Source organism: Oceanobacillus polygoni, assembly GCF_008304605.1.
GTDB classification, from domain to species: Bacteria; Bacillota; Bacilli; order Bacillales; family Amphibacillaceae; genus Oceanobacillus; species Oceanobacillus polygoni.
Genome location: NZ_PIJY01000024.1, coordinates 373,694 through 397,958 on the forward strand (window position 1 = coordinate 373,694; position 24,265 = coordinate 397,958).

Genomic DNA, 24,265 nt, shown 5'->3' on the forward strand with positions numbered 1-24,265 from the left:
GTATCGTTTTTTAAATACCAAGAGGAGGTTATATAATGGCTAAAAAAATGCCTGAAATGGAAGAATATAAATATGGATTTCATGATAAAGACGTCTCTGTTTTCCGAACAGAAAGAGGATTAACACGTAAAGTCGTTGAAGAAATCTCTAAAATGAAAGAAGAGCCACAGTGGATGCTTGACTACCGCCTGAAGGCATTAGAGCATTTTTACGAACGCCCAATGCCACAATGGGGTGGAGATCTTACTGAACTTGATTTCGATGAGATTGTTTATTACGTTAAACCATCTGAAAAACAAGGTAGAACATGGGATGAAGTACCTGCAGAAATCAAAGAAACATTTGATAAGCTTGGTATTCCAGAAGCAGAACAAAAATATTTAGCTGGTGTATCTGCACAGTATGAGTCTGAAGTAGTTTACCATAGCTTGAAAGAAGACCTTCAAGAACTAGGTATCGTATTTAAGGATACTGATACAGCGCTAAAAGAAAACGAAGAGTTATTTAAAGAATACTTCGGTAAAGTTATTCCATATTCTGATAATAAATTCTCTGCGTTGAACTCAGCGGTATGGTCTGGTGGATCATTTATCTATGTTCCAAAAGGTGTTCAAACGTCAACACCATTGCAAGCATATTTCCGTATTAACTCAGAAAATATGGGACAATTTGAAAGAACATTAATCATTGTTGATGAAGGTGCTTCTGTACACTATGTTGAGGGCTGTACAGCACCAGTCTTTACAACAAACTCGCTTCACAGTGCAGTTGTTGAAATCATCGTTAAGAAAGATGCATATTGCCGTTATACAACGATTCAAAACTGGGCAAATAACGTATATAACCTAGTTACAAAGCGTGCGGTATGTGATGCAAATGCAACAATGGAATGGATTGACGGTAACATCGGTTCGAAATTAACGATGAAATACCCTGCGATTTTATTAAAAGGTGAAGGTGCACGTGGTAACACGCTATCAATCGCTATCGCTGGTAAAGGACAATTACAGCATGCAGGTGCAAAAATGCATCATTTAGCACCAAACACATCTTCAACGATTGTCTCAAAATCGATTTCGAAGCAAGGCGGTAAGGTTTCTTACCTTGGTCTTGTACACTTTGGACGTAAAGCAGACGGTGCACGTGCAAACATCGAATGTGACACGTTAATCATGGATAACGAATCGTTCTCTGATACGATTCCATACAATGAAATCTTAAATGATAATATTTCATTAGAGCATGAAGCTAAAGTTTCTAAAGTTTCAGAAGAGCAATTGTTTTACTTGATGAGTAGAGGCTTAACAGAAGAAGAAGCAACAGAAATGATCGTAATGGGCTTCATCGAGCCATTTACAAAAGAACTACCGATGGAATACGCAGTAGAGATGAACAGATTGATTAAGTTCGAAATGGAAGGCTCTATTGGATAATACCTTAAAAAACCCTTGTCACAACAAAAATTGTGGCAAGGGTTGTTTTAATTGATGTTACGTTCGTGTCCATTTAACAAGGTAATTAACTGTATTCCTGCTCGTGAGGGAAATTCGCGTATTTATTTCAAATGCATCACTAGGTACTAGGATCATCATAGAGACAAAAGTCCACTGGAGCAGGAAAGTAGAGCTTCTAACTTTCTACTTGGCATCTGCAAAGCTATTGCATCTTTTTATTATTTAACTCTCAATCAAATTACTAGCATTTAAATAACCAGCGCCTTGAATATGTGGGGATTGTCCCAAATCTTCACACGCATTTAAAAGCCTTTCTTTTACTTGATCTGGTGTAAGATTTGGATCACTTTGAAGTAATTGTGCAATCACACCTGCGCATATTGGTGTAGCCATTGAAGTTCCGGATAAGGAGATATAGTGAGTGTCTACACGTGCTGCTTTATTCGTTTTATCGAGGAAAGATTTGGGCGCTCGTAATGAGATAATATCGACACCTGGTGTAAGCAAATCTGGTTTTATAAGACCATCGATTGTCGGACCTCTGCTTGAGAAATCGGCTACTGAATCATCTGATCGGTCAACGGTATTATTATCGTCAGCTGCACCGACTGTAATGACCTTTGGACTTATACCTGGACTTGCGATGGTTTGTTCTCCAGGCCCCGAGTTACCAGCAGCTACACAGACAACCATTCCGTTATCCCAGGCTACTTCAGCCGCATTTACGACAGGATCATCTTCTGCAGGTGTTACAGCATCAGATCCAAGTGAAAGGGAAAGAATATTAATATTATATTCGGATTGATGCTGGATACACCATTCGATCCCTTCAATAACAGTTGATAATGAACCAGCCCCCATTTTATCTAGTACCTTGACACCAACTAAATTAGCTTGGGATGCTGGAGCTTGGTATTGTTCATTGGATAATAAGCCATTACCTGCTGCATCACCAGCACAATGGGTTCCATGACCGTTATCATCATAGGGATCAGATTTATCATTAACGAAATCCTTAAAACCAACGATGCGACCTTGTAAATCATCATGTGGATGTATACCTGTATCGATAACTCCAATGGTGACGCCTTCTCCTGTTAACCCATTATCTTTTAAAACATTTGAGTTTATTGCCGGGGAAGCAGTATCTAGTAAAGTTGTCACCTTTCTGTCTAAATAGACTTTTTGAATATGGTTACAGTTTTTAATTAAATGCTCCATTTTTTTTACAGATAATTTAGCTGAACAACAGGAAATAGAAGGAAATTCGCGAAGAGAACGGCACTTTGTTTCTTTTACATCATTTAAACCATGAGCAAAGGAATCTGGGTCAAATTTTATTACAACCGGTAATTTCTTTGTCTTCTTTCTAACACGCTCAATGGAGCTTTGTAGAAAACAAGGGATATAGCGAAATGGTCGATAAAAGTTAACCAATTCTCCCCTTATATTTTTGTCAATTTTTTTTCCGTTGCGTCGGACTAAGTCAATCATTGAAAAATTTAACATAAACATTCTCCTTTCTTTGATTTACGATATTCTACGTAAATTATTAGAAAAGAGAGTGATTAAATAGTATAGAAAACAGTAAAAAAGGTAGATAACTATATTGCTGATAGGGCGCATTGCTCGTGTAGAAGTGGGATTTAGAGAAAACTTTTTCTAGTAAAGTTTGTGTTTCGTTTTATAAGTTATCATCCATGTATCAAAAAGAATTAGACTATCCTATTAGGATGTTTCTGTTTAGTAGTAGAAAAAGCTTTTATAATCCCCCCACAATATCTAGACAATCTCCGGAAATCCTGTTATCATGGATAATTGTTACTCAAGATAACCATTATCCATGATAACTATTCAGGAGGTGTTTTCCATACAATCTGCACAGAAGTTTTTTCATCAATTAATTATGTTGTATCGTCCTTTTGAAAATCGTCTAAATGTCTTGTTGAATAAGCATAATCTGCATCGAGCGCAATGGACTGTACTGTATTACTTGTACAACTATGGTAATGCAACACTTGTTGAGATTTCACATTATCAAGGAGTGGAGAAACCTACCATCACAAGAACCTTTGCCAGTTTAGAAAAATTGGGTTATGTCGAACAGGTGGCTGGAAAGGATAAGCGCGAAAAACGCATGCAGTTAACTAAACAAGGAAGAGCAGTTTATGAAGAAGTTCGTGTTACCATTGATCGGTTTGAAATGGAAATTTTACAAGATACCTCAGAAGAAGAATTAATCGATTTTATTCGTATAATGGAAGGAATTAAAAATAATATAAAGAAGTGAAGTGATAGAAACCGTGAAACAAACAAAATCCCAATTATGGACGAAAAATTTTATGATTGTAGCAGCGGCAAATTTTTTCTTGTATTTAGTTTTTTACCTATTATTAGTGACGATGGCTGTTTATGTAGTCGATAAGTATCATGTTTCAGAGAGTGTAGCGGGCCTTGTAACAGGTGTTTTTATCATCGGAACATTGGTAGGGCGTTTGTTTATTGGACGAATGATCTCAACTATTGGGAATAAGAAAGTATTATTTTTGGGTCTCATCTTTTTTATTTTGACGTCCCTATTATACTTCATCCATGCAGGAATAGAAGTTCTGCTGATAACTCGATTATTGCACGGAATTGCGTTAGGTGTGGCAAGTACAGCGACAGGAACTATTATTGCTGAGGTGATTCCTGATGATCGAAAAGGAGAAGGGATTGGCTATTTTAGCATGAGTATTACGTTGGCAACAGCAATTGGCCCATTCTTTGGACTATATATGAGCTCAAATACGAGCTATCAAGTGATTTTTGGCTTTTGTCTAGCATTAGCAATTATTAGTTTTATTATATCTCTGTTTGTTAAGGTACCAATCATAGAAAAACCTGTAAAAGCTGCTGAAAGAAAGAATTTAAAGCTTTCTGACTTTGTAGAACCAAGAGCATTACCAATTGCACTCATTGTGATTATTGTGTCACTTGGTTATTCCAGTATGCTTTCTTTTATAAATTTCTATGCGATTGAAATCAATCTTGTCAATGTGGCAAGCTTCTTTTTTGTTGTCTATGCAGTTGCTATCTTAGTATCACGTCCATTTACAGGTCGCTTAATGGACTTAAAAGGTGAAAACGCAGTGATGTATCCAGCATTTATTCTGTTTGGTGCAGGATTACTGCTTTTAAGCTTTGCAACGAATAGCATTACCTTATTAGCAGCTGGTGTTCTGATTGGTCTAGGATTCGGTAACATGCAATCCATTACCCAGGCTATCGCGGTTAAAGTCACACCACCGCATCGAATTGGATTAGCGACATCAACCTACTATATCGCACTTGACGCTGGACTGGGATTCGGTCCTTATGTACTTGGATATCTGATTCCGCTAACTGGATATAGTAGCTTATATATCATAATGGGATTGATGATTCTCGTTACGACAGCAGTTTATTTCTTCGTGCATGGAAAAAGGCAAGAATCGGTGGGGTACTATAAAACTAAAATCAATTAACTGAGTTAGTATTTTGTATTGCTCAACAAATGAATATAATAACAAGACCCTTTTCACAGCATTGTTGGTGATAAGGGTTTTGTTTGTCTTCATTATCAAGGTGAAAAAATAGTGTAAAAGATATATTACAGATTCCATTTAGTTTAAAAATATTATATTTTTATGAAAAAATATTGTATGCTAATAGTGGGATATTAAATTCAAAATAAACTATAAAATGATAGCGATTTCATCCGTTTTAACGTTATTATTGTATTTTACAGAGGGGGATATAAGTGCTTTTATATGAAATCGAGCAAAAGTTTCAAGGGGTAAAGATTACGGATATAAAAGAGACAATAAGGGGAGAATTACAACAAAATAAACAATTACACTCGCTTCCTAAACATGCAGAAATTGCTATTACGGCAGGGAGTAGGGGAATTGAAAATATTGTACAAATCTTACGAGAAACCATTTTATATTTAAAAGAAAAGAATTACCGCCCCTTTATTGTTCCGGCAATGGGAAGTCATGGCGGGGCAAATGCGGCTGGACAAGTCGAAGTACTTCACCATTTAGGAATTATGGAAGAATCGATGGGAGTTCCGATTCGCTCTTCAATGGAAGCGGTTAAATTAGGGATAACACCAGAAGGTTTACCAGTCTACATGGATAAGAATGCTTATCAAGCAGATGGTATTATCGTAATTAACCGAATAAAAGCACATACAGCTTTCCGTGGAAAGGTAGAAAGTGGATTAAGTAAAATGGTAACAATCGGGTTAGGAAAGCAAAAAGGTGCTAGCTTTGTACATAGTCAGGGAGCGGATGAAATGGAGCGCAATATTATGGCTATTTCGAAGTACGCAATCAACAACTCCTCTATCTGTATGGGACTAGCCATTATTGAAAACGGATATGATCAAACATCTGTAATTAAAGGTGTTGCTGCCCATAATTGGCATATACTTGAAGAAGAACTATTAAAGAAATCTAAGGAACTCATGCCATCACTTCCATTATCAGAACTCGATATTTTGGTAATAGAAGAGATTGGTAAAAATTATAGTGGTACTGGACTGGATCCGAATATTATTGGCCGAATGCGAATTGATAGTGTTCCTGAACCAACAGAAATAAATATTAAGCGTATTCTGGCGCTCGACTTATCGGAACAATCACATGGTAATGCTCAAGGGATTGGTTTGGCTGACTTTACAACAGAAAAATTGATTCATAAGATAGATCGAAAACCGACATATATGAACGCACTTACAAGTACATTTTTAAAAAGAGTTATGTTCCCAATGTATTATGAAACGGAACAAGAAGCATTAGAGGCTGCATTTACAAGTTTGGGGCCAGAAATAAATCGCAGTGAAGTTGATTTTATACAAATCCCAAATACGCTACATTTAAGCAGATTGTATATTTCTGAAAGTGGGTTGAAAAAGATAGATAAACAAAAAATCAATTATGAAATAATAAGAAAGCTAGAGTTACATTTTGAAAATGGGAAAATAAAAGCTAGATTATTAGCAAGTAATCGGAAAAAATCAGAAATCGTATAATACAATAAAAAAGTTGATTTATCAGAATGTATGATCCATTTGTAAAATGATTTTCAACATGTCTTATGGAATGCGGGCTCCATATTTTGTCGTTGAAGGTGTAAACTTCTACAGTTAAAAAAGGTATAATCCCACTCAGATTATGAGAGGTTATACCTTTTTAATTTGCATGGATCTCTTTAGGGATTCTATATTTTTACAACATAATTTATAGAAAATATATTAGTCACGCTTGATAAATAATTTACCAAGCAAACAAATTATTAGATATATCTGTAACAAAAGAATAAAAGTAATTTTTTAATAATTGTTAAAAAAAGCTTGATTTGTAATGTTGTAACATTGTATACTTGTAATACAAATTTATAAAAGCGCTTACATTGGCGTGGGGGGGAGAAACATTTATGAAAAAAATTATAGCTCCAATCTTTATTGTGCTTGTACTGGTGCTATCGGCATGTGGGGATACAAAATATCTGTCCGTTGCAACCGCCTCCTCGGGTGGTACATATTATCCAATCGGAGTTGGATTGGGTCACCTTTGGACAGAAACAATGGAGGAAATGAAGGTTACAGGTCAATCTTCAGCAGGTTCTATCGAAAATATCGATCTACTTCGAAAAGGGGAAGCTGACCTAGCTATTTTGCAAGGGTTAATTGGTGCACAAGCAATCGAAGGATCTGGAAGTTTTGAAGGGAACGCTTATAAGGAGTTACGTTCGATATTGATGCTTTGGGGAAATGTGGAACATTTTGTATTAATGAATAACAAGGTGGAAACAGGAACAATTGAAGATATTGAAGGAACATCCTTTTCTGTTGGACCACAAGCAAGTGGAACAGAAGAATCTACAATTACCATTATGCAGGGTTTTAACTTAACAAAAGACAATATTACAACTGAATATTTAGGGTATGACGATACAGTTTCTGCAATGAGAGATGGTCGGCTTGATGGGGGATCTTTACCAGCTGGAGTTCCTGTATCTTCTGTAATGGATATGTATGCAAGTGGAGTTAATGCTAGCGTGCTGGAAGTCACAGACGAACAACTCGAATCTATCAATAATATTTATAATACATGGTACCGATTTGTAATTCCTGCTGGTACATATCCAAATGTGGATGAAGATATTAATACGATAGCAATGCCTAATTTTCTAGCGGGATCAGCAGATTTAGATGAGGAAGTTGTTTATGAGCTAACAAAGGCTGTCTATGAAAACTTAGATCAAGTACATGAAATTCATAGCTCAGCAAAAGAAGTTTCACTAGAGACTGCGCTTGATGGGTTACCTGCTCCTCTTCATATTGGAGCATACAACTATTTTGTGGAAATAGGTTTAGAAATTCCAGATGAACTTGTTCCTCCAGAAGCAAATTGAGGATGGAGAAATTAATCTATAAAGTTATTTATTAACTTGAAAGGTGGTAAAACGATTGTTTTTTAAAAAGAAAGCAGCCAATGATGTTCAGAATATTGATTTAGATAATGAAGGTGGAGGAGGGATTCGACAACTAGAAGGAAACCAAGCGATCGTTATTGCAGTATTTGCAATAGGATTGTCCCTTTTTGCTATCTATTCAAATAGTTTCATGAATATTCAAGAAATCTATCGAAACACAATCTTTCTCGGGTTTATTTTCGTCTTAGGATTTCTATTAAATCCAGCTACTAAAGCCGGGAATAAGCATAAATTTTCTATACTTGACATGATTTTTGCAGTTGCAGGCTTAGCGGGTGTAATTTATATTCTTATGAATTATATTGCTATCCACAATGATAGAATGTCACAACCAATTGTATGGGATTATGTGTTTGCTATTATTACAATTATTGCTTTATTAGAAATTTCGAGAAGAAGCATTGGGATATTCATTCCAGTACTGACTCTAGGAGCAATCATTTATGCCTTATTTGGACCTTATTTTCCAGGTGTTATGGGACATGCTGGATTTTCGCTAGAGCGATTATTATTCCGTTTTTATATGACGACGGAAGGTATTTTTGGAATGACCTTATCGATTGCAACTACGTATATTGTTCTCTTTATCTTATTTGGAGCATTTTTAAGTGCTAGTGGGGCAACTAAATTGTTTAATGACTTAGCTGTTGCTATTGCAGGACAACGTCGTGGTGGTCCAGCCCAGGTTGCTGTCCTCTCTAGTGCTTTAACAGGCTCATTAAGTGGGAGTGCGGTCGCGAACGTCGCAACAACAGGTCCGTTTACGATTCCATTAATGAAGAGTATTGGGTTAAAGCCTAAATATGCTGCTGCAGTTGAAGCATCTGCATCTACTGGTGGAATGATTATGCCACCAATCATGGGTGCTGCAGCATTTATTATGGCAGGTTTTCTTGGAGTTAGCTACAACATCGTTATTCTTGCAGCCATTATCCCTTCATTGCTTTATTATGCTGGCTTAATTATTGCTATTGATATTGAAGCAAAAAAAGAAGGATTAAAAGGAATGAGTAAAGATTCCATTCCACAGGTTTGGGCAGTGCTGAAAGAAGGAGGTGTTCTCCTGGTACCACTCGTAATTGTAATTCTTACACTATTATCAGGGAAAACTCCTATTGCAGCAGGGTTTGCAGGTATTATTTCTGCTATTATTGCGAGTTGGCTTACAAAGAGTAAAAGTAATCGTATTACGATGAAAAAAGCAGCAGGTGCACTGATTGATGGGGCAAAAGGATCGATTCAAGTAGCAGTTGCATGTACATCCGTTGGTATTATTATTGCAGTTGTAACGATGACAGGTCTAGGTGCAACACTTTCGTATAACATTATTGCATTATCTGGTGGATCATTAGCGGTAATATTACTATTAGTTGCGATCACCTGTATCGTTTTAAGTATGGGTTTACCTTCAACCGCACTTTATATTGTAGTAGCTGTTACAGCAGCACCTGCATTAATTGAGGCGGGAGTGAACCCGGTCGCTGCACATTTCTTCGTATTTTGGTTCGGCGCACTTTCTAATATTACACCACCGGTAGCACTTGCTTCCTTTACTGCTGCTGGACTTGCTGGGGCAGATGCGATGAAAACGTCATGGATAGCTCTAAAACTATGTTTACCAGGATTTATTATACCGTTTATGATTGCTTATAATCCAATTATGGTTATGCAAACGGAAACTGGGGAAGTTGCTTCTGCTTTAAGTGGTATTCTTGTATTTATAACTGCGGCTTTAGGAGTCTATGCACTTTCTATTGCGGTATTTAATTTCTTCCGAACAAAATTAAATATCATTGAACGAATTGGTTTCTTCGTTGTAGCGTTACTTTTAATTAATCCTGGTTTGCTTACAGATGCAGTGGGCTTAGCTATAGGGATATCATTTTTAACATGGCATATTATTCGTTCTAAGAAATTAGAAAATATTTCCACTCAGGAAGAAGATAAAGCGGTTGGAGTTTAACGGATAAGGAGGTTCTCCCGTGCAGATTGAAAGAAAAAAAATATCTGAATTGGTACTTGAGGAACTTAAAAATATGATAAAATCTGGTGAATTTCCACTGAATAGTAAGCTACCATCTGAAAAAGAACTTACACAAAAGTTTGGAATTAGTCGTGTGCCTCTAAGGGAAGCATTAAGTGTATTAGAAGCTAGTGGCATTATTGACTCCAAACAAGGTGGAGGGTATTGGGTAAAAGAAGTAAATTTAGCGAAGATGTTTGAAACGACTCATTTTGATATGGTTGATATAAGCCAAGTACATGATTTATTAGAGATGCGTACAATTATTGAATCAGAAGCAGCTTTTCTTGCGGCAACTCGTCATAGAGAAGAAGATATAGAGGAATTAAAGTCGAGCTTAGATGCGTTCAGAAAAGTAATGAATGATGAGTGGTCGGTAGGATATGAAGCAGATTTTTCCTTTCATGGGCTTCTTGTAAGAGCTGCATATAATCCATTTTTAACGAAGACGATGAATAATTTATCCGATCTTCATTTACGAGCATTAAAGTTCTCGTTAGAAAAAAACTTAGGCTGGGCAGCGAAAAGAAAAGAAGTTTATCTAGAACATGTAGAGATTTATGAAGCAGTTAAACGTAGGGATGGTCATGCAGCAAAAAAAGCGGTTATCAATCATTTAACGAAAGCACGTATTAAACTCAATGACGAGCGGGTAATTGAAAGTGATTAGAAGTGGAATGAAAGAAAGTTTTGCAGAAAAAAGAAACAATAGCCTTGTTTCTTTTTTCTATAAATACTCTGGACTGTCCACTGAGCCGCTATACAGATTGGAGGGCCAACTGTGGCATTTACACCAATAAAAAAGCAGAAAAAAATCTATCAAACTATCATTCAACAAATTAAAAATTCCATTGCAGATGGAAATATTTTACCAGGTGAAAAACTGCCGTCAGAAAGGGCACTAGCTGAGATGTTCAGTGTTTCAAGAACCTCTGTGAAAGAAGCGGTAACTGTACTGGAATCATCCGGAATTATCACCGTACGCTCCGGGGTTGGAATGTTTTTAAATGAAGATTCACAGCAAGACTTATTACATAAATTTTCACAAATGATGGATGAAAAAGGTTCTGCCTTTATTGATCTCATTGAATTAAGGCAAGCAATAGAAGGAGATGCTGCGTATCATGCAGCAACTAGGATGACGAATGATCAGAAAGAAAAATTAACAAGCATTTATCATCAACTACTTGCAGTTGAAAAGAATGGGTTGATTGCACTAGAAGAGGATTACGCTTTTCATTATTGTATCGTGGAAGCTTCTAATAATCCGGTTATGTTAGAAGTGATGAATCTAATTTCGGATAAGATTAGGTCAAACCTAAAAGAGAGCAGAGAACATTCGATTAAGAATGACATGCTCAATCAACAGGTGATGAAGGAACATGAAAATATTTTTACATCCATTATTCATAAGAAAGCTGAATTAGCAAGGAAGACAATGTGGGAACATCATCAAAATATTAAAGAACGCCATATACAAAGTCGTTTGATAAAAATGGGGGAAGAAAAGTGAAACAAGAACAGCTGACTGCATTACTGAAAAACATCGTGAAGGAAGAAAAAAGAATCCTTACAGATAAAGTAGACTTATATAGTTATTCTTTCGATGCTTCGTTTGGTGTTCATGTTCCAGATATCGTTATCCAACCGAAGTCCGCGTCTGAGGTATCAGAAATTATGAAACTAGCAAATGAACACGGGGTACCTGTTTATCCTCGCGGGCAAGGAACGGGTTTAAGTGGTGGTTCACTGCCAGTCAATGGGGGTATTGTACTTGATTTATCAAAGTGGGATGAAAGGCTTGAGGTGGATTCGGAAGATATGGTTGTCGTTGTCTCTCCTGGTGTCCTAACAGCAGCCATTAATGATGCTGCCCTCGAGGTTGGGCTTATTTACCCGCCAGATCCAAGTAGCTCGAATGTATCGACAATTGGAGGCAATTTAGCAGAGAACTCAGGAGGTCCAAGAGGCTTAAAATATGGTGTAACAAAAGATTACGTCATCGGACTTGAAGTCGTTACACCAGAAGGGGAAATTATTCGTACTGGTGGTAGAACGGTCAAAAATGTGACCGGATATGATTTAACAAAGCTTATCGTTGGTTCGGAAGGAACACTCGGTGTCATAACGGAAGCAACACTTCGACTTTTTCCAAAACCGCAAGCAACAAAGACGATGATGGCAGTATTTGATGACATTGTTTACTCTGGAAAAGCAATTACAAAAATGTTAAGTTCGGGAATTTTACCATCGAAGCTAGAAATAATGGACAATGGATCGATAAAGGCAGTAGAAGCTTATGAACCACTAGGTCTTCCGACAGATGCAGAAGCATTGCTTTTAATTGAATTGGATGGGCATCCACAAGCAATTGAAGATGAAATACGCAGTGTAGAAATTGTATGCAAAGAGGCGGCAGCAAGAGATGTACGTGTTGCGAATACAACGGAGGAAGCAACTGAGTTATGGAGAGCACGTAAACTCGTATCACCTGCGATTGTCCGGGAAAAACCAACGAAGATTTCCGAAGATGCTACAGTACCTAGAAGTAAGATTCCAGATATGTTTGGTCGATTAAAAGAAATCAGAGAAAAATATAAGGTGGATCTCGTTGTTTTTGGTCATGCTGGTGATGGTAACTTGCATCCGAATATCATCGCTGATAAACGAGATCAGGAAGAGATGCGACGCGTAGAGCAAGCAGTAGAAGAAATTTTTAAAGCGGCGATTGAACTGGGTGGAACATTATCCGGTGAACACGGCATTGGCACACTTAAAGCGCCGTTTATGGAAATGGAATTAGGCGAAGTCGGACTCGATATGATGAAACGAATTAAGGATAGCTGGGATCCGAATAATATTCTCAATCCAGGGAAAATCTTCCCGAAAGCCGGTCAAAGGTTGGTGTTAACGAATGGCTGAACTAGCTTATGAAGAAACGTTTGACTGTGTACAATGTGGTTACTGTTTACCTGCATGCCCTACCTATTTAACAATGGGAAAAGAAACACACTCACCTAGAGGACGAATTAATTTAGTGAAAATGGCTGCTGAAGGGCATATTTCCTATTCCGAATTAGAAGGACCGATTAATTTATGCCTAGGGTGTAGGGCGTGCGAAGTAGTATGTCCAACAAATGTCCAATACGGAAAAATCTTAGAATCAGCGAAAGAAGTTATCAGGGAAAATAAAAGGGAAACAAAAACGATAACGAAGCGTGCAAAATTATTCCAAGAGTTTGTCTTTGATAAAGCAATGCCAAGTAAGAAAATCCTAAGCACTGCAGGCACAGGACTTGCGCTATACCAGAAGTCAGGATTACAAAAGGTTGCAAGGAAAACAAAGGCAGTAAACATCTTGCCTGAAAACTTACGTACATTTGAGAAAATTTTACCAACAGTTGAAGGACCGACTCAACGAAAAAAACGGGCAGAACATTATCCAGCTGAATTAAAACCAGCGTTTCGTATTGGATTTTTCACTGGATGCATCATGGATACGATGTTCTCTTCTATTAATACCCAGAGCATAAAGTTACTTCAACGTGCTGGTTGTGAAGTTACCGTGATTAAAGAACAGACATGTTGTGGTGCAATGCAAAACCATAGTGGGGCAACTGAAATCACGAAAAAGTTAGCAAAAGCAAATATCGCAGCATTCGAAAAATATGAGTTTGATTTTATTGTAAATAGCATCGGCGGTTGTGGTGCACAATTAGTAGAATATGATCACTTATTAGAACATGATCCTGAATGGGTAGACCGTGCGAAACAGTTTGCGCAAAGGAATGTGGATATAAGTGTCATCTTAGGACAATTACGTTTGCCATTTGAAAAGAAAATGAACAAAGTGGTAACTTATCAACCATCTTGTCATATGTCGAATGTTCAAAAACGGGTAAATGAACCGCTAGAGCTGTTAAAGTCTGTACCAGGAATTACTTATTTAGAACTCCCAAATAAAAACATGTGCTGTGGATCAGCAGGAATCTACAATATTGTCAATTATGAGGAATCAATGGATGTTTTAGATGAAAAAATGAAACATGTTAAGAAGGTTTCTCCGGAAGTGGTTGTTACGACAAACCCTGGTTGTCATTTGCAAATGAAAGTTGGAGTTGAGCGAGAGGGATTGTCAGAACGGATTGAGGTTGTTCATATTGTTGAGTTGTTGGCAGAGGCTTGTGGGGTTGAGTAGATTAGTAGTGGAAATGAGCATTATTGGTTAACGGATATATGTGTGAATATCAAGGTTATTCTTTAGCTTCTGTATAACATGTTAATTAACCCTGAATTGATAACAACAATAATAGGGTTGCGGTTTTAGCCTCGCTTCTAATTTCAGAAAGGTTCATGGGAAAAGCTAAAATTTCTAAGGGTAGAGATATGACATCTACGTGATTAATATTCTAAAGATAAAATCATTCTTGACTAATCGGATTTATTGGAATATACTAAACGCAACATTTAAATAATTCTTATCAAGAGAAGCCGAGGGATCTGGCCCTGTGACGCTTCAGCAACCTCTGATAATATCAGGAAGGTGCTAATTCCAGCGGGATTTATTTCTTGAGAGATAAGAGTGGAATTGATAACGGTAAACACCCTCTTTTCTCATGATTTAGAAAAGAGGGTGTTTTATTGTTTTATAAATAAAAAGAAATTTATGGAGAATAGCTAAATGGTTAAAGTTGTTCGAAAAAGTTTTTTAGAGTAAAAAAATTGAAAATTCAAAAGTGAGGGGCTAATAACATGACAAAAAAAGAATCTACTTAAATGCATTTGATATGAATTGTGCTGGACTTTATTCACCGGGATTATGGACACACCCTAAAGATAAATCCTCAACCTATAAAAGTGCTGATTATTGGATACATCTGGCTAAAGTATTGGAAAAAGGGCGCTTTGATGCTATTTTTCTGGCTGACGTTTTAGGGATTTATGATGTATATGAAGGCTCACGTGATGCTGCAGTAAGACAAGGAGCTCAAGTTCCAGTAAATGACCCTGCCTTTGTAGTTCCAATTATGGCTCAAGTGACAAAACATTTAGGTTTTGGTTTAACAGCCTCTACAAGTTATGAACATCCATATAGTTTTGCAAGACGTATGTCGACATTAGACCATATAACGGAAGGGCGGATTGGCTGGAATATTGTTACTTCTTATTTAAACAGTGCTGCAGTGAATCTTGGGTTAGACCAGCAAATAAGTCATAGTGAACGCTATGAAATTGCGGATGAATATTTGGAAGTGGTTTACAAGCTATGGGAAGGAAGTTGGGAAGAAGACGCTGTTTTGGTAGATAAAGAGAAGGGAATATATGCAGATCCAGAAAAAGTACATGACATAAGACATGAAGGAAAATACTTTAATGTTCCTGGGGCGCATTTAAGTGAGCCTTCCCCTCAAAGAACACCAGTTATTTTTCAGGCTGGAGCTTCAAGCAGAGGAAGGAAGTTTGCAGCTAAACATGCTGAACTTGTATTTATTAGTGCTCCGACAGCAGAAATTACGAAAAAAACCGTAGACTCCATTCGAGAAGAAGCAAAACACGCTGGACGTAATCCAAATGAGATCAAAATCCTTTCTTCACTTACACCAATATTAGGTAGTACACAGAAAGAAGCAGAAGAAAAATATGAGGAATACAAAAAACACATAAGTTATGAAGGTGCGTTGGCACTATTAGGTGGATGGACAGGCATAGATTTTTCGGTATATGACCCAGAGGACAAAATTGAATATGTCAAAAGTGATGCAATGAAATCGGTAGTTGAAAATTTCACAAAAGTGGACCCGAATAAACAATGGACAGTAAGAGAATTAGCCAATTTCGTAGGTATTGGTTCTGTAGGTCATGTTGAAGTAGGTACACCAGAAAGAGTAGCGGATACAATGGAAAAGTGGATTAATGAGGTTGGGATTGATGGGTTTAATATTTCCTATGCGATTACACCTGGAACCTTTGAAGAATTTGTGGATGGTGTCGTTCCTATTTTACAAGAGCGTGGTCTTGTTAGAAAAGAGTATGAGGAAGGTACTTTTCGTAACAATCTTTTCGGATATGACCGTTTACCAGACCACCATGTTGCAGCTCAATTTCGAGAGATTCACTCGAAAACAGAAGTTTAAGAAATGTATTACTGAGTATAAGAAATAGTATTTTATTGGATTTGCAGATGAAGATAGAGGGGATTATAGTTTTCATCATAATCCCTCTTTTAAATTTATTGTTTATTTTAAATTATTAAAATATATTGTTGGAGGGTATTAAGATGCTCATTAATATTAGAAACAAAAAAAACAGCATTTTTTTAATTTATTATTCTTTAATATCTGTTTGCATGACTTTTCCAGGACTATTTGATTTAGCAAATAGAATCGAGCCATGGGTATTCGGATTACCGTTTTCAATGTTTTATCTTTTTTTATGTGTTGCTCTTTTATGCGCGGGGTTATGCATACAGTTTTTTATTGAAAGTAAATTAGGTGAACTAGATATTGAGGTTACGCCGAAAGATAATAGTAATGTTAGTGGAGGCGAGGAAAGTTGAATATAATACCCTTAATAATGATATTTACCTTTTTTGCGATTATGCTTTTTATTATAAGGAAAAAGTTAGGTGTCAGTTCTTTTGAGGACTATGCAACAGCTAACCGATCTTTTGGTTTTTTTGCTTTAACTTTTTCGGTTTTAGCAACATGGATTGTTGGGGCTATGTATACGGCTTGGGCAGGAATGGCTGTGACCTATGGGTTTACAGCATTATATTGTATAGCATATGCAATAATAACAATGATTGTTATGTATTATGTTGCACCAAAAACATATATTTGGGGTGTGAGGTATGGAATTAAAACGCAATCGGAATTATTAGGGTTTAGGTATCAAAGCAAGTCTTTACGAATGCTAACTGGAATTTGGGGTATAGTGTTTACAATCCCTTGGTTGATAGTTGAGATTGTAACTCAGGGGTATGTTTTTGAATATGCTACCGGTGGTTTGATTTCCCAGTTTTGGGGCATGGTCTTGGGTATAATAGTAGTTGCCGTCTTTGTTTCACTGGGTGGTATGCGATCCGTAATAACTGCGAATGTTTTTCAGGGTTTAATATTAATATTTGGTGGTACCGCTCTAATGATTTACTTTGTATATAAATACTTTGGAGGATTTGCTTCAGGATTTGAAATGGTAGTTAATGATTATCCTGGGATGCTTACTTATCCTGGTCCTGGTTGGGATTCACCGACTCCGTATTGGACATCAATTGTGATATTGAGTGGTTTAGGTGGGTTTTTGTGGCCATGGGCATACAATAAGTTATTTGCGGGAGATAGCATACGGACTATAAAAGTTTCTGCTGTACTCGCACCAATTATATACGCAATATTCTTTTCTATATTTGTTGTTACTGCTATATTTATTCATTCTTACGATCAAACGCTTTCTGATGTACAAGGTGCTTTTTTATGGATAGCCAGTGAATCCGGTCCTATAGCACTTGGACTGCTAGGTGTAGTAATTATGGCAAGTAGCGTTGGAACAGTTAGTGGTATAATACAGGCAATTAGTACAACAATATCGAGAGATTTAGCACAAGTAATAAATAGGAAGATTTCAGATAAGAAAGCAGTATATATAGCAAGAATTTCAGTTGTTGTTATTTCAATTGTTTCTTTGTTTTTTGGTACAGCAGATTTGGGATTAATGGTTTTTCTTGCATTATTTACTTATGATGGAATAATCCTGCTTTTTCCAGTTGTTATTTTAGGATTGTACTGGAAACGTGCTAATAAAGAAGGAGCAATAATTGGTTTGATTGCAGGAACTGCACTATCTATGTTCTTACGATTTTTTAATCCTAATTTTATTGAGGGTTGGGGTTGGCAGCCAGGAGTTTATGGTTTAACTTTAAGTTTTATTATTATGATAGTTGTAGGATATATGAAAAATCCAAGTGCTTTTGTACAAAAACTATGGGAAGATACAGAGATTATTTATGCAGAAAATGTCAGAGTTCCTACATTAAAGCCAAGATCACGTATTAGCTAAAAGTACAATTAAACATATAATTAAATATTATAGTGACAATGAGAAGGTCTAGAGACTTTTTATAAAGTAGACGTTGGGAGATTAACTTGATGTTGTATGAATCCTAATTTAAACATCAGTGATTATGGACCACGATATTGAGCTGCTATTTGAGAGATTTTAAGTCAGTAAGTGCTGAAACAGGGCTACTGGTTGTAGAGCCCAAAAAAATAAATAGCCATTGTAATGTTAATGCCAATGGCTATTTATTTTATCTAAACCTTTATCTACTAATTGCTTACAATAAATTAAAAGAATTGTATTTTCCAGCAATCTTTCACCTTACATTATTTTCGCATCAAGTGACTTGCCATCATTATTCTTATCTTTTTTATTCTGGATAATATTTCTTATACTTTTAAGAATCATTAAGGCTAGTAAAATTATACCTACATACCCATTAATTACATAAACAACATTTACAAGCCTATCAAACGGAATAAATAATCCAACAATTGTTCCTATAATTGCTAGTATTATCGTAACATACTTAAACTTACTACTCTTTTCATCTGCAATTTTGGATGAAACTGTCCAAAGAAGTGGTACAGCTGTAGAATAGATCGCTGCTACAACTATCAATGAAAATATTACTGCTACACTAGGATGTATATTTCCTGCTAAAATTAATGAGGGTACTAAAGATCCTTCGACTTGCTGAATATTAGCCATAAACCCTAAGGCTACCACTATGATAGCCGCCGAAAAACCAAGCGCTCCGAAAATTGCACCAAGAGATGCAGTTTTTTGGTTTACTGCTGTTGTTCCCATTGTAGATAAAAATGCAGCTAGCCACAGCATACAAAATCCTACATAAGAACCCGCTGCGAATACCCAATTACTTGATGCTTGCATTAAATCTAAATCAGGTATAATCTGACTAACCGTAATTAAACCAGAAGGATTCATAACAATAGCTGAAATCCCCAATAGTATAGCCAAAATACATATTACTGGTCCAATCTTGCCGATTACATCTACTATTTTGTTAAGCCCAAATAATACCGTAAATCCTGCAAGTATGGCTAATCCTATAGCACCTATTGAAACTGGAAGTTCAAATTGCTGTTTGATTGTGGCTCCTGATCCTCCAATCATTACAATAAAAGATAGATAAATAAATAATATTGAAAAGTAATCAAAAAATTTACCTATTGTCTTTCCGCAATAATATGTGTAAATATCATTCGGTTTCGGAAATTTATGCTTATACCCCGTCACTATAAAACTAGTTCCAACATACAAAAAAAGGAGGAAAACTACTATTGCTCCAACAATACCCATATATCCATACGCAACAAAATACTGCATTATTTCCTGTCCAGTTGCAAATCCTGAACCTATTAAAAATGCTATAAAAGCTCCGCTAAAAGCAATAACTTGTTTAAAATTTACATTATTACTCTCCATACACACCCATCCCACTCTCTTTTTAAGTATAATGCTAGACTCTTTAAAATTTCTAAGTGAAATTTTAGTTACCACCTCAAATTCTATAAAAAAGAAAATGTAATAGATTTTACTTATGCCTTGAAGTTGAAAATTTCTAAAACACATAGGTGTCTAACTAATGAAAATAAAATATTTTTAAAATAGTGGAAATATTAAATGTGTAAGCGCTTGCTGACATTATAATGCGTTTTTTGAATCATGTGAAATGATTAATTGTGATGTTACCCATCTTGTTTATTGATGTGTTCAATTAAATTGAAATTATGAAAAATAGGAGTGGAGTTTTAAGAAGTGCTTTCATACTGCATTCATCAATTTTAGTTAGAGAGAAGTGTGTTCGTTGTTCTAATTGCATTTTAAATATATTGACCGTGATAGGCTGTTATTGGTAGAAATACCTAGCATGGCCTGAAATAGTATGCTTTCGTAAGGTTCGAGTATAAAAAATTATGTACAATAGCTGAGGGGAAAACCTTCATCTATTCTCTGTTTTTTTATGAACTCTGTCCATCTGATAGGATAATGGGATTTTTAACTTATTGAAAAACGGAATGAACTACTCTCATCAGGTTTAATAATTATTGAACCCCTTACTAGTAAATTCGACGTAAGCAAATAAGCATTTCGTCACATCTCGAAAACGCAATTTTTCCTTAGAAGAAATATGGTATAGAAAATTAAACACTTTCCAAACACAGTTACCCCCACCAATATGATAAGATATAAATACAATATAATAGATGGTAGGGGTTGTTTTGGTTTTTATTATATGTTTAGTTATTGGACTGATTACTGCATTTGTCGGGTCAATGTTTGGACTTGGTGGAGGTATTATTCTTATCCCAACGTTGTTGATGGTTAGCTCTTTTTTAGACAGCTTTGCTTGGGTGACGCCACAGTCTATTGTTGGAATTTCTTTGATTGCGATGATTGTTACAGCATTATCTTCAACGCTGGCATATGCGAAGGGGAAACGAGTTGATTATAAAACGGGGCTTTTATTTCTTACTGGGAGTATACCGGGCGGTGCAATTGGTTCTTGGTTAAATCAATTTGTTGATTCGAAGTCATTTTTATTGTATTTTGGCGTATTAATGATTGTTATATCCCTGCTTTTCTTTATCAAAAAGGATCGAGCACCTAAAAAGGAGTTCACTGGAAATGAAAAAGGTGTTCGTACATATGAATTATATGGACAGACATATCGGTATCGTGTACCGATTTTAGGTGCCTTTTTACTATCGCTAATTGTCGGAACTTTATCTGGACTTTTTGGAATTGGTGGTGGTTCCATTATGGTGCCGGCAATGATTCTATTGTTCGGATTCCCTGCACATGTAGCAACAGCAACATCGATGTTTATGATTTTCTTTGTTAGTATTGCAGGTGCTAGTACTCATATTGCACTCGGACATATTGCATGGGAGTATGTTTTGTTTTTTATTCCAGGAGCTTGGTTTGGTGGGAAGCTTGGTGCGAAAGTGAATCAGCTTCTTCCTGGGAAAATATTAGAATGGGGATTGCGTGTCATTTTAATATTTATTGGATTGCGTATGATTTTTCAAGGATTATCCTAAGGAGTTATGTAAATGGAAGAAAAACTCTATTTTTATTATACGAATGATTTGCACAGTGATTTTGATCAATGGCCCAGAGTTGTGACATATTTAAAAGAGTCTCGCGAGCTACGAAGTAAACGGGGTGAAGTGAATTGGACAATCGATATTGGAGATCATGTAGATCGCTCTCATTCCATAACTGAAGCATCGATGGGTAGGGCGAATGTCAAGCTATTGAATGAAGCAGGTTATGACCTTGTAACCATTGGCAATAATGAAGGAATTACGATATCGCATCAGGATTTATATCACTTATATGATGAGGCTGCATTTAAAGTTATTTGTGCAAATTTACATAGTACTGATAACATTCAGCCACCATGGCTTCGTCCTACAGTTAAAATCGAGACAGATAATGGTGTGAAAATTGGTATGATTGGCTTAACAGCACCATTTAATGCCTTTTATGAGCTGTTAAATTGGCACGTCTCCTCTGAAATTGAGATTTTAGATAAATATGTGAAGGAATTAGAACAATCCGTAGATATCATTATCGTCATGTCACACCTTGGAATTACTGTTGATCAGGAAATAGCACGAAGATATGATGCAGTTGATGTAATAATTGGCGGACATACACACCACCTGCTTCGTAGTGGCGAGTATGTAAATAATGCTGTAATTACTGCAGCAGGAAAGCATTGTGCCTATATAGGTGAAGTTATTCTTACGTGGGATCATGAGCAGAAAAAGTTAGTGAAAAAAGAAGCGTATACGACCGATATTACGCATTTAGAAAAGGACGATGTAACAGAGCAGACATTACATGCAATGCAAAAAGAGGCAGACAGCTTGCTTGGAGAAACGGTTGTACAGATCGATAGTCCGATGGAAGTGAATTGGTATGCGGATACACCAATTATGCAGGATCTTACAAATACGGTGAAAGAATGGACGAAAGCGGATGCTGCGATGCTGAATAATGGCTTACTGTTGGATAGCATACCAGCAGGGATTGTCACGTATAAGGATATTCATCGAATTTGTCCACATCCGATTAATCCTGTTGTTGTTGACCTAAAAGGAAATGAATTGATTGAAGTTATTCGTGCATCACTAACAAAAGAATTTATGCAGCGGGAATTGAAAGGTTTTGGGTTCCGCGGGAAAGTTTTAGGGAGAATGATGTTTGCTGGGCTTGATGTAGAGGTCGCATTCCATAAAAATGGTGAGGAGTATGTAAAACGGGTTCTGCTTGAGAATGGGCAGCCGATCGATCCAGAGCATACGTATTATGTTGCGACTGCGGATACCTTTACATTCGGTCGTTTACTGCCAGAAGTAGCTAAATCAGATTCCAAGCATTATTTCGTACCTGAATTTTTAAGAGACTTGCTTGCACAGACACTACGCGCGAAATTTCCGACGAATTAAGATTGAGCAATTTTCTAGTTGTGACACGTTGCCACCTTCATGCATACACATATAAGGTAAATTGTGAAGGGGGCATTTCATCATTATGATTACGGTGAATCCACTAGAAGTAGACGGTATGATTTTTATGGCGGTAAGTGTCGAGCTTCCAAAAACGAATTTGCTAATGATATCCAATGACATTGGCTATATCATGTGTGCAGCATTGGATGTGGATATTTTTAATGAAATACCGAAGCTACAAGAGCGTAATGTCGTTGCAGGGCGTGCAATGGGCGTACGAACAATTGATGAATTATTACATGCACCGCTGCAGAAGGTAACAGACGCTTCAAAGGCTTATGGCTGGGAAGTCGGCATGACCGGAAAGGATGCTTTATTAAAAATATCGTGATCTTCTTAAATGTCTTCCATTTTGGGAGACATTTTTATTTTCACGGAACTAATTCTATTTACTTATTTTGCAGACGGCTGGCTAATGTCGAAATACTAGAATGACTGAAAGCGGACGGTAAAAGACTGGAATCGAGAGTGGAAAGGCTGATGCTCCCAATTTGCAAGTCACTTCCAAATTCATTCGTGCAATCCCATCTAGGTGCGCATAGATACGTTAGTGTTTTTCTTAAGCTCCCTAAATTCTCTAGTCTAACCCTCTTAGAACAAGCATAAATTTATTCCAGAGGGGGTATCTGAGTTGAGACATAAAAAACGCTTTCGCAAAAGAAGAGCATCGCCTCCAGGGAAGCACATTTTAATCATAACAATAATCGTATTTATTGTCTGTGTATTTTTAAGCATTCGATTAATTGATAAACGAATTGAACCTGTTCTAATGGAAATAGCGACAGTAAAGGTCGATGAGTTTGCAACTCGGGCGATAAATTCAGCTGTTCGGTATGTTGAGGACTATAGCTTTGAAGACATGTTAGACATTACATATGACAATGAAGGTCATTTTGCAACGTATAACTGGAACCCTTCTGTCATTAGTGAAATCAACCGCGTCGCAACGGATCGGGTAGAGGAATTTTTCATTAATGTGAACCGGGGGGATCCGCTTGTATTTGAAGATCCGCTCCTAGAACCATATGATTATAGTGATGGTGCTGAAGATCGAGCGAAACAGGATCCGACATTGGTGGAGATTCCTCTTGGGCAGGTTACAGGAAATACGGTACTAGCTAACCTTGGCCCGAAAATACCGATTAATTTAGAGATTGTTGGAAATGTCCGGACGAATGTTATCCGAGAAGAAGAAGAATTTGGTATAAATGGCGCTTGGGTGTCATTATATATTAATGTGGAGGCAGATGTTCAGATTGTCATTCCATTTACAACGGAAGTAACAACCGTAAACACGGAGATCTACCTGGATGGTGGAGCCATTATGGGGAAGGTTCCAGATTTCTATGGTGGCGATGGTGGCGGGCCTTCGATTGCTGTGCCAAAAGACGACTTGCAGAATAACTAAAAGTCTAGTATAGTATTGAGGTAAATGAATAATAAACCTTATCAGATCGGTGAGGTAGAGGCGCAAATATTATTAGTAATCAACAGGAGAATGACAACAGTGATGGTTGATGAAAGGGGTACTTGCCGAAGCGTAATAAGGGTCAAACTTATTATTTGCTGGTATATCTTTGAACAAGAGATGTACTGTCATGCTTAAATGGATGTGCATGGAGAACTACTGATCGAGATGGAGGATAACGTATATTGTAATT

At 36.8% G+C, this 24,265-nt stretch carries 19 protein-coding genes and 2 riboswitches; of the genes, 17 read left to right on the forward strand and 2 right to left on the reverse strand.

Annotated features, from left to right (window positions below):
* Nucleotides 1-35 precede the first annotated feature (35 nt).
* The gene (gene sufB, locus F1560_RS11010; protein ID WP_149474662.1) at nucleotides 36-1,433 is read left to right on the forward strand and encodes a Fe-S cluster assembly protein SufB; all 1,398 of its coding nucleotides are present in this window, start codon (nucleotides 36-38) and stop codon (nucleotides 1,431-1,433) included.
* Nucleotides 1,434-1,676: 243 nt separating this feature from the next.
* Here the strand turns inward: sufB and F1560_RS11015 are convergent, their stop codons facing one another.
* Nucleotides 1,677-2,963 carry a S8 family peptidase gene (locus F1560_RS11015; RefSeq protein WP_149474663.1) on the reverse strand — a complete coding sequence of 429 codons (1,287 nt, stop codon included), beginning with the start codon at nucleotides 2,961-2,963 and terminating at the stop codon, nucleotides 1,677-1,679.
* Between the two features lie 334 nt (nucleotides 2,964-3,297).
* Between F1560_RS11015 and F1560_RS11020 the strand changes: the two genes are divergently transcribed.
* The 12 genes from F1560_RS11020 (at nucleotide 3,298) to F1560_RS11075 (ending at nucleotide 18,057) form a co-directional block, all read left to right on the forward strand.
* Entirely contained in the window at nucleotides 3,298-3,744 is a 447-nt protein-coding gene (locus F1560_RS11020) for a MarR family winged helix-turn-helix transcriptional regulator (RefSeq protein ID WP_149474664.1), read from the forward strand.
* Nucleotides 3,745-3,757: 13 nt separating this feature from the next.
* Nucleotides 3,758-4,960 carry an MFS transporter gene (locus tag F1560_RS11025; RefSeq protein WP_149474665.1) on the forward strand — a complete coding sequence of 401 codons (1,203 nt, stop codon included), beginning with the start codon at nucleotides 3,758-3,760 and terminating at the stop codon, nucleotides 4,958-4,960.
* Between the two features lie 275 nt (nucleotides 4,961-5,235).
* Nucleotides 5,236-6,513 (forward strand): nickel pincer cofactor-dependent isomerase, group 22, encoded by a 1,278-nt coding sequence (locus F1560_RS11030; protein WP_149474666.1) that lies wholly within the window; start codon nucleotides 5,236-5,238, stop codon nucleotides 6,511-6,513.
* A 404-nt stretch (nucleotides 6,514-6,917) separates the two neighbouring features.
* Nucleotides 6,918-7,898 carry a TAXI family TRAP transporter solute-binding subunit gene (locus F1560_RS11035; RefSeq protein WP_149474667.1) on the forward strand — a complete coding sequence of 327 codons (981 nt, stop codon included), beginning with the start codon at nucleotides 6,918-6,920 and terminating at the stop codon, nucleotides 7,896-7,898.
* A gap of 55 nt (nucleotides 7,899-7,953) precedes the next feature.
* Nucleotides 7,954-9,942, forward strand: a complete 1,989-nt coding sequence (locus F1560_RS11040) for a TRAP transporter permease (protein WP_149474668.1) — start codon at nucleotides 7,954-7,956, stop codon at nucleotides 9,940-9,942.
* A 19-nt stretch (nucleotides 9,943-9,961) separates the two neighbouring features.
* A complete protein-coding gene (locus F1560_RS11045; RefSeq protein WP_246811928.1) occupies nucleotides 9,962-10,672 on the forward strand; it encodes a FadR/GntR family transcriptional regulator in 711 nt (236 codons plus the stop codon).
* A 111-nt stretch (nucleotides 10,673-10,783) separates the two neighbouring features.
* Nucleotides 10,784-11,515, forward strand: a complete 732-nt coding sequence (locus F1560_RS11050) for a FadR/GntR family transcriptional regulator (protein ID WP_149474669.1) — start codon at nucleotides 10,784-10,786, stop codon at nucleotides 11,513-11,515.
* Nucleotides 11,512-12,924, forward strand: coding sequence for an FAD-binding oxidoreductase (locus F1560_RS11055; protein WP_149474670.1), 1,413 nt, complete (start codon nucleotides 11,512-11,514; stop codon nucleotides 12,922-12,924). The genes F1560_RS11050 and F1560_RS11055 overlap by 4 nt, the downstream gene beginning before the upstream one ends.
* Nucleotides 12,917-14,200 carry a (Fe-S)-binding protein gene (locus F1560_RS11060; protein ID WP_149474671.1) on the forward strand — a complete coding sequence of 428 codons (1,284 nt, stop codon included), beginning with the start codon at nucleotides 12,917-12,919 and terminating at the stop codon, nucleotides 14,198-14,200. The genes F1560_RS11055 and F1560_RS11060 overlap by 8 nt, the downstream gene beginning before the upstream one ends.
* 277 nt (nucleotides 14,201-14,477) lie before the next feature.
* Nucleotides 14,478-14,585, forward strand: a riboswitch (SAM riboswitch).
* A gap of 183 nt (nucleotides 14,586-14,768) precedes the next feature.
* Entirely contained in the window at nucleotides 14,769-16,136 is a 1,368-nt protein-coding gene (locus tag F1560_RS11065; protein WP_281292635.1) for an LLM class flavin-dependent oxidoreductase, read from the forward strand.
* A gap of 143 nt (nucleotides 16,137-16,279) precedes the next feature.
* Nucleotides 16,280-16,558, forward strand: coding sequence for a hypothetical protein (locus F1560_RS11070; RefSeq protein ID WP_149474673.1), 279 nt, complete (start codon nucleotides 16,280-16,282; stop codon nucleotides 16,556-16,558).
* On the forward strand, nucleotides 16,555-18,057 hold the full coding sequence (locus tag F1560_RS11075; RefSeq protein WP_149474674.1) for a sodium:solute symporter family protein: 1,503 nt from the start codon (nucleotides 16,555-16,557) through the stop codon (nucleotides 18,055-18,057). Before F1560_RS11070 ends, F1560_RS11075 begins: the two co-directional genes overlap by 4 nt.
* Before the next feature lie 321 nt (nucleotides 18,058-18,378).
* On the opposite strand, the gene F1560_RS11080 is transcribed toward F1560_RS11075, so the two are convergent.
* Nucleotides 18,379-19,506: a YkvI family membrane protein gene (locus tag F1560_RS11080; protein ID WP_149474675.1), complete on the reverse strand. Its 1,128-nt coding sequence runs from the start codon at nucleotides 19,504-19,506 to the stop codon at nucleotides 18,379-18,381.
* A gap of 797 nt (nucleotides 19,507-20,303) precedes the next feature.
* Here F1560_RS11080 and F1560_RS11085 point away from each other — a divergent pair.
* The 4 genes from F1560_RS11085 to yunB all read left to right on the forward strand — a co-directional run bounded on the left by F1560_RS11085 (nucleotide 20,304) and on the right by yunB (nucleotide 24,012).
* Nucleotides 20,304-21,125, forward strand: a complete 822-nt coding sequence (locus tag F1560_RS11085; protein WP_149474676.1) for a sulfite exporter TauE/SafE family protein — start codon at nucleotides 20,304-20,306, stop codon at nucleotides 21,123-21,125.
* 12 nt (nucleotides 21,126-21,137) lie between these two features.
* Entirely contained in the window at nucleotides 21,138-22,541 is a 1,404-nt protein-coding gene (locus F1560_RS11090) for a bifunctional metallophosphatase/5'-nucleotidase (protein ID WP_149474677.1), read from the forward strand.
* 85 nt (nucleotides 22,542-22,626) lie between these two features.
* On the forward strand, nucleotides 22,627-22,935 hold the full coding sequence (locus F1560_RS11095) for a YunC family protein (protein WP_149474678.1): 309 nt from the start codon (nucleotides 22,627-22,629) through the stop codon (nucleotides 22,933-22,935).
* Nucleotides 22,936-23,235: 300 nt separating this feature from the next.
* Nucleotides 23,236-24,012, forward strand: a complete 777-nt coding sequence (yunB, locus tag F1560_RS11100) for a sporulation protein YunB (RefSeq protein WP_149474679.1) — start codon at nucleotides 23,236-23,238, stop codon at nucleotides 24,010-24,012.
* Between the two features lie 47 nt (nucleotides 24,013-24,059).
* Nucleotides 24,060-24,239: riboswitch (Lysine riboswitch) on the forward strand.
* Nucleotides 24,240-24,265 lie beyond the last annotated feature (26 nt).

Coding starts and splice junctions, on each gene's coding strand:
- sufB (WP_149474662.1), top strand. CDS start 36: ATGGCTAAAAAAATGCCTGAAATGGAAGAATATAAATATGGATTTCAT.
- F1560_RS11080 (WP_149474675.1), bottom strand. CDS start 19,506: ATGGAGAGTAATAATGTAAATTTTAAACAAGTTATTGCTTTTAGCGGA.
- F1560_RS11015 (WP_149474663.1), bottom strand. CDS start 2,963: ATGTTAAATTTTTCAATGATTGACTTAGTCCGACGCAACGGAAAAAAA.
- F1560_RS11090 (WP_149474677.1), top strand. CDS start 21,138: ATGGAAGAAAAACTCTATTTTTATTATACGAATGATTTGCACAGTGAT.
- F1560_RS11070 (WP_149474673.1), top strand. CDS start 16,280: ATGCTCATTAATATTAGAAACAAAAAAAACAGCATTTTTTTAATTTAT.
- F1560_RS11095 (WP_149474678.1), top strand. CDS start 22,627: ATGATTACGGTGAATCCACTAGAAGTAGACGGTATGATTTTTATGGCG.
- F1560_RS11060 (WP_149474671.1), top strand. CDS start 12,917: ATGGCTGAACTAGCTTATGAAGAAACGTTTGACTGTGTACAATGTGGT.
- F1560_RS11020 (WP_149474664.1), top strand. CDS start 3,298: ATGATAACTATTCAGGAGGTGTTTTCCATACAATCTGCACAGAAGTTT.
- F1560_RS11035 (WP_149474667.1), top strand. CDS start 6,918: ATGAAAAAAATTATAGCTCCAATCTTTATTGTGCTTGTACTGGTGCTA.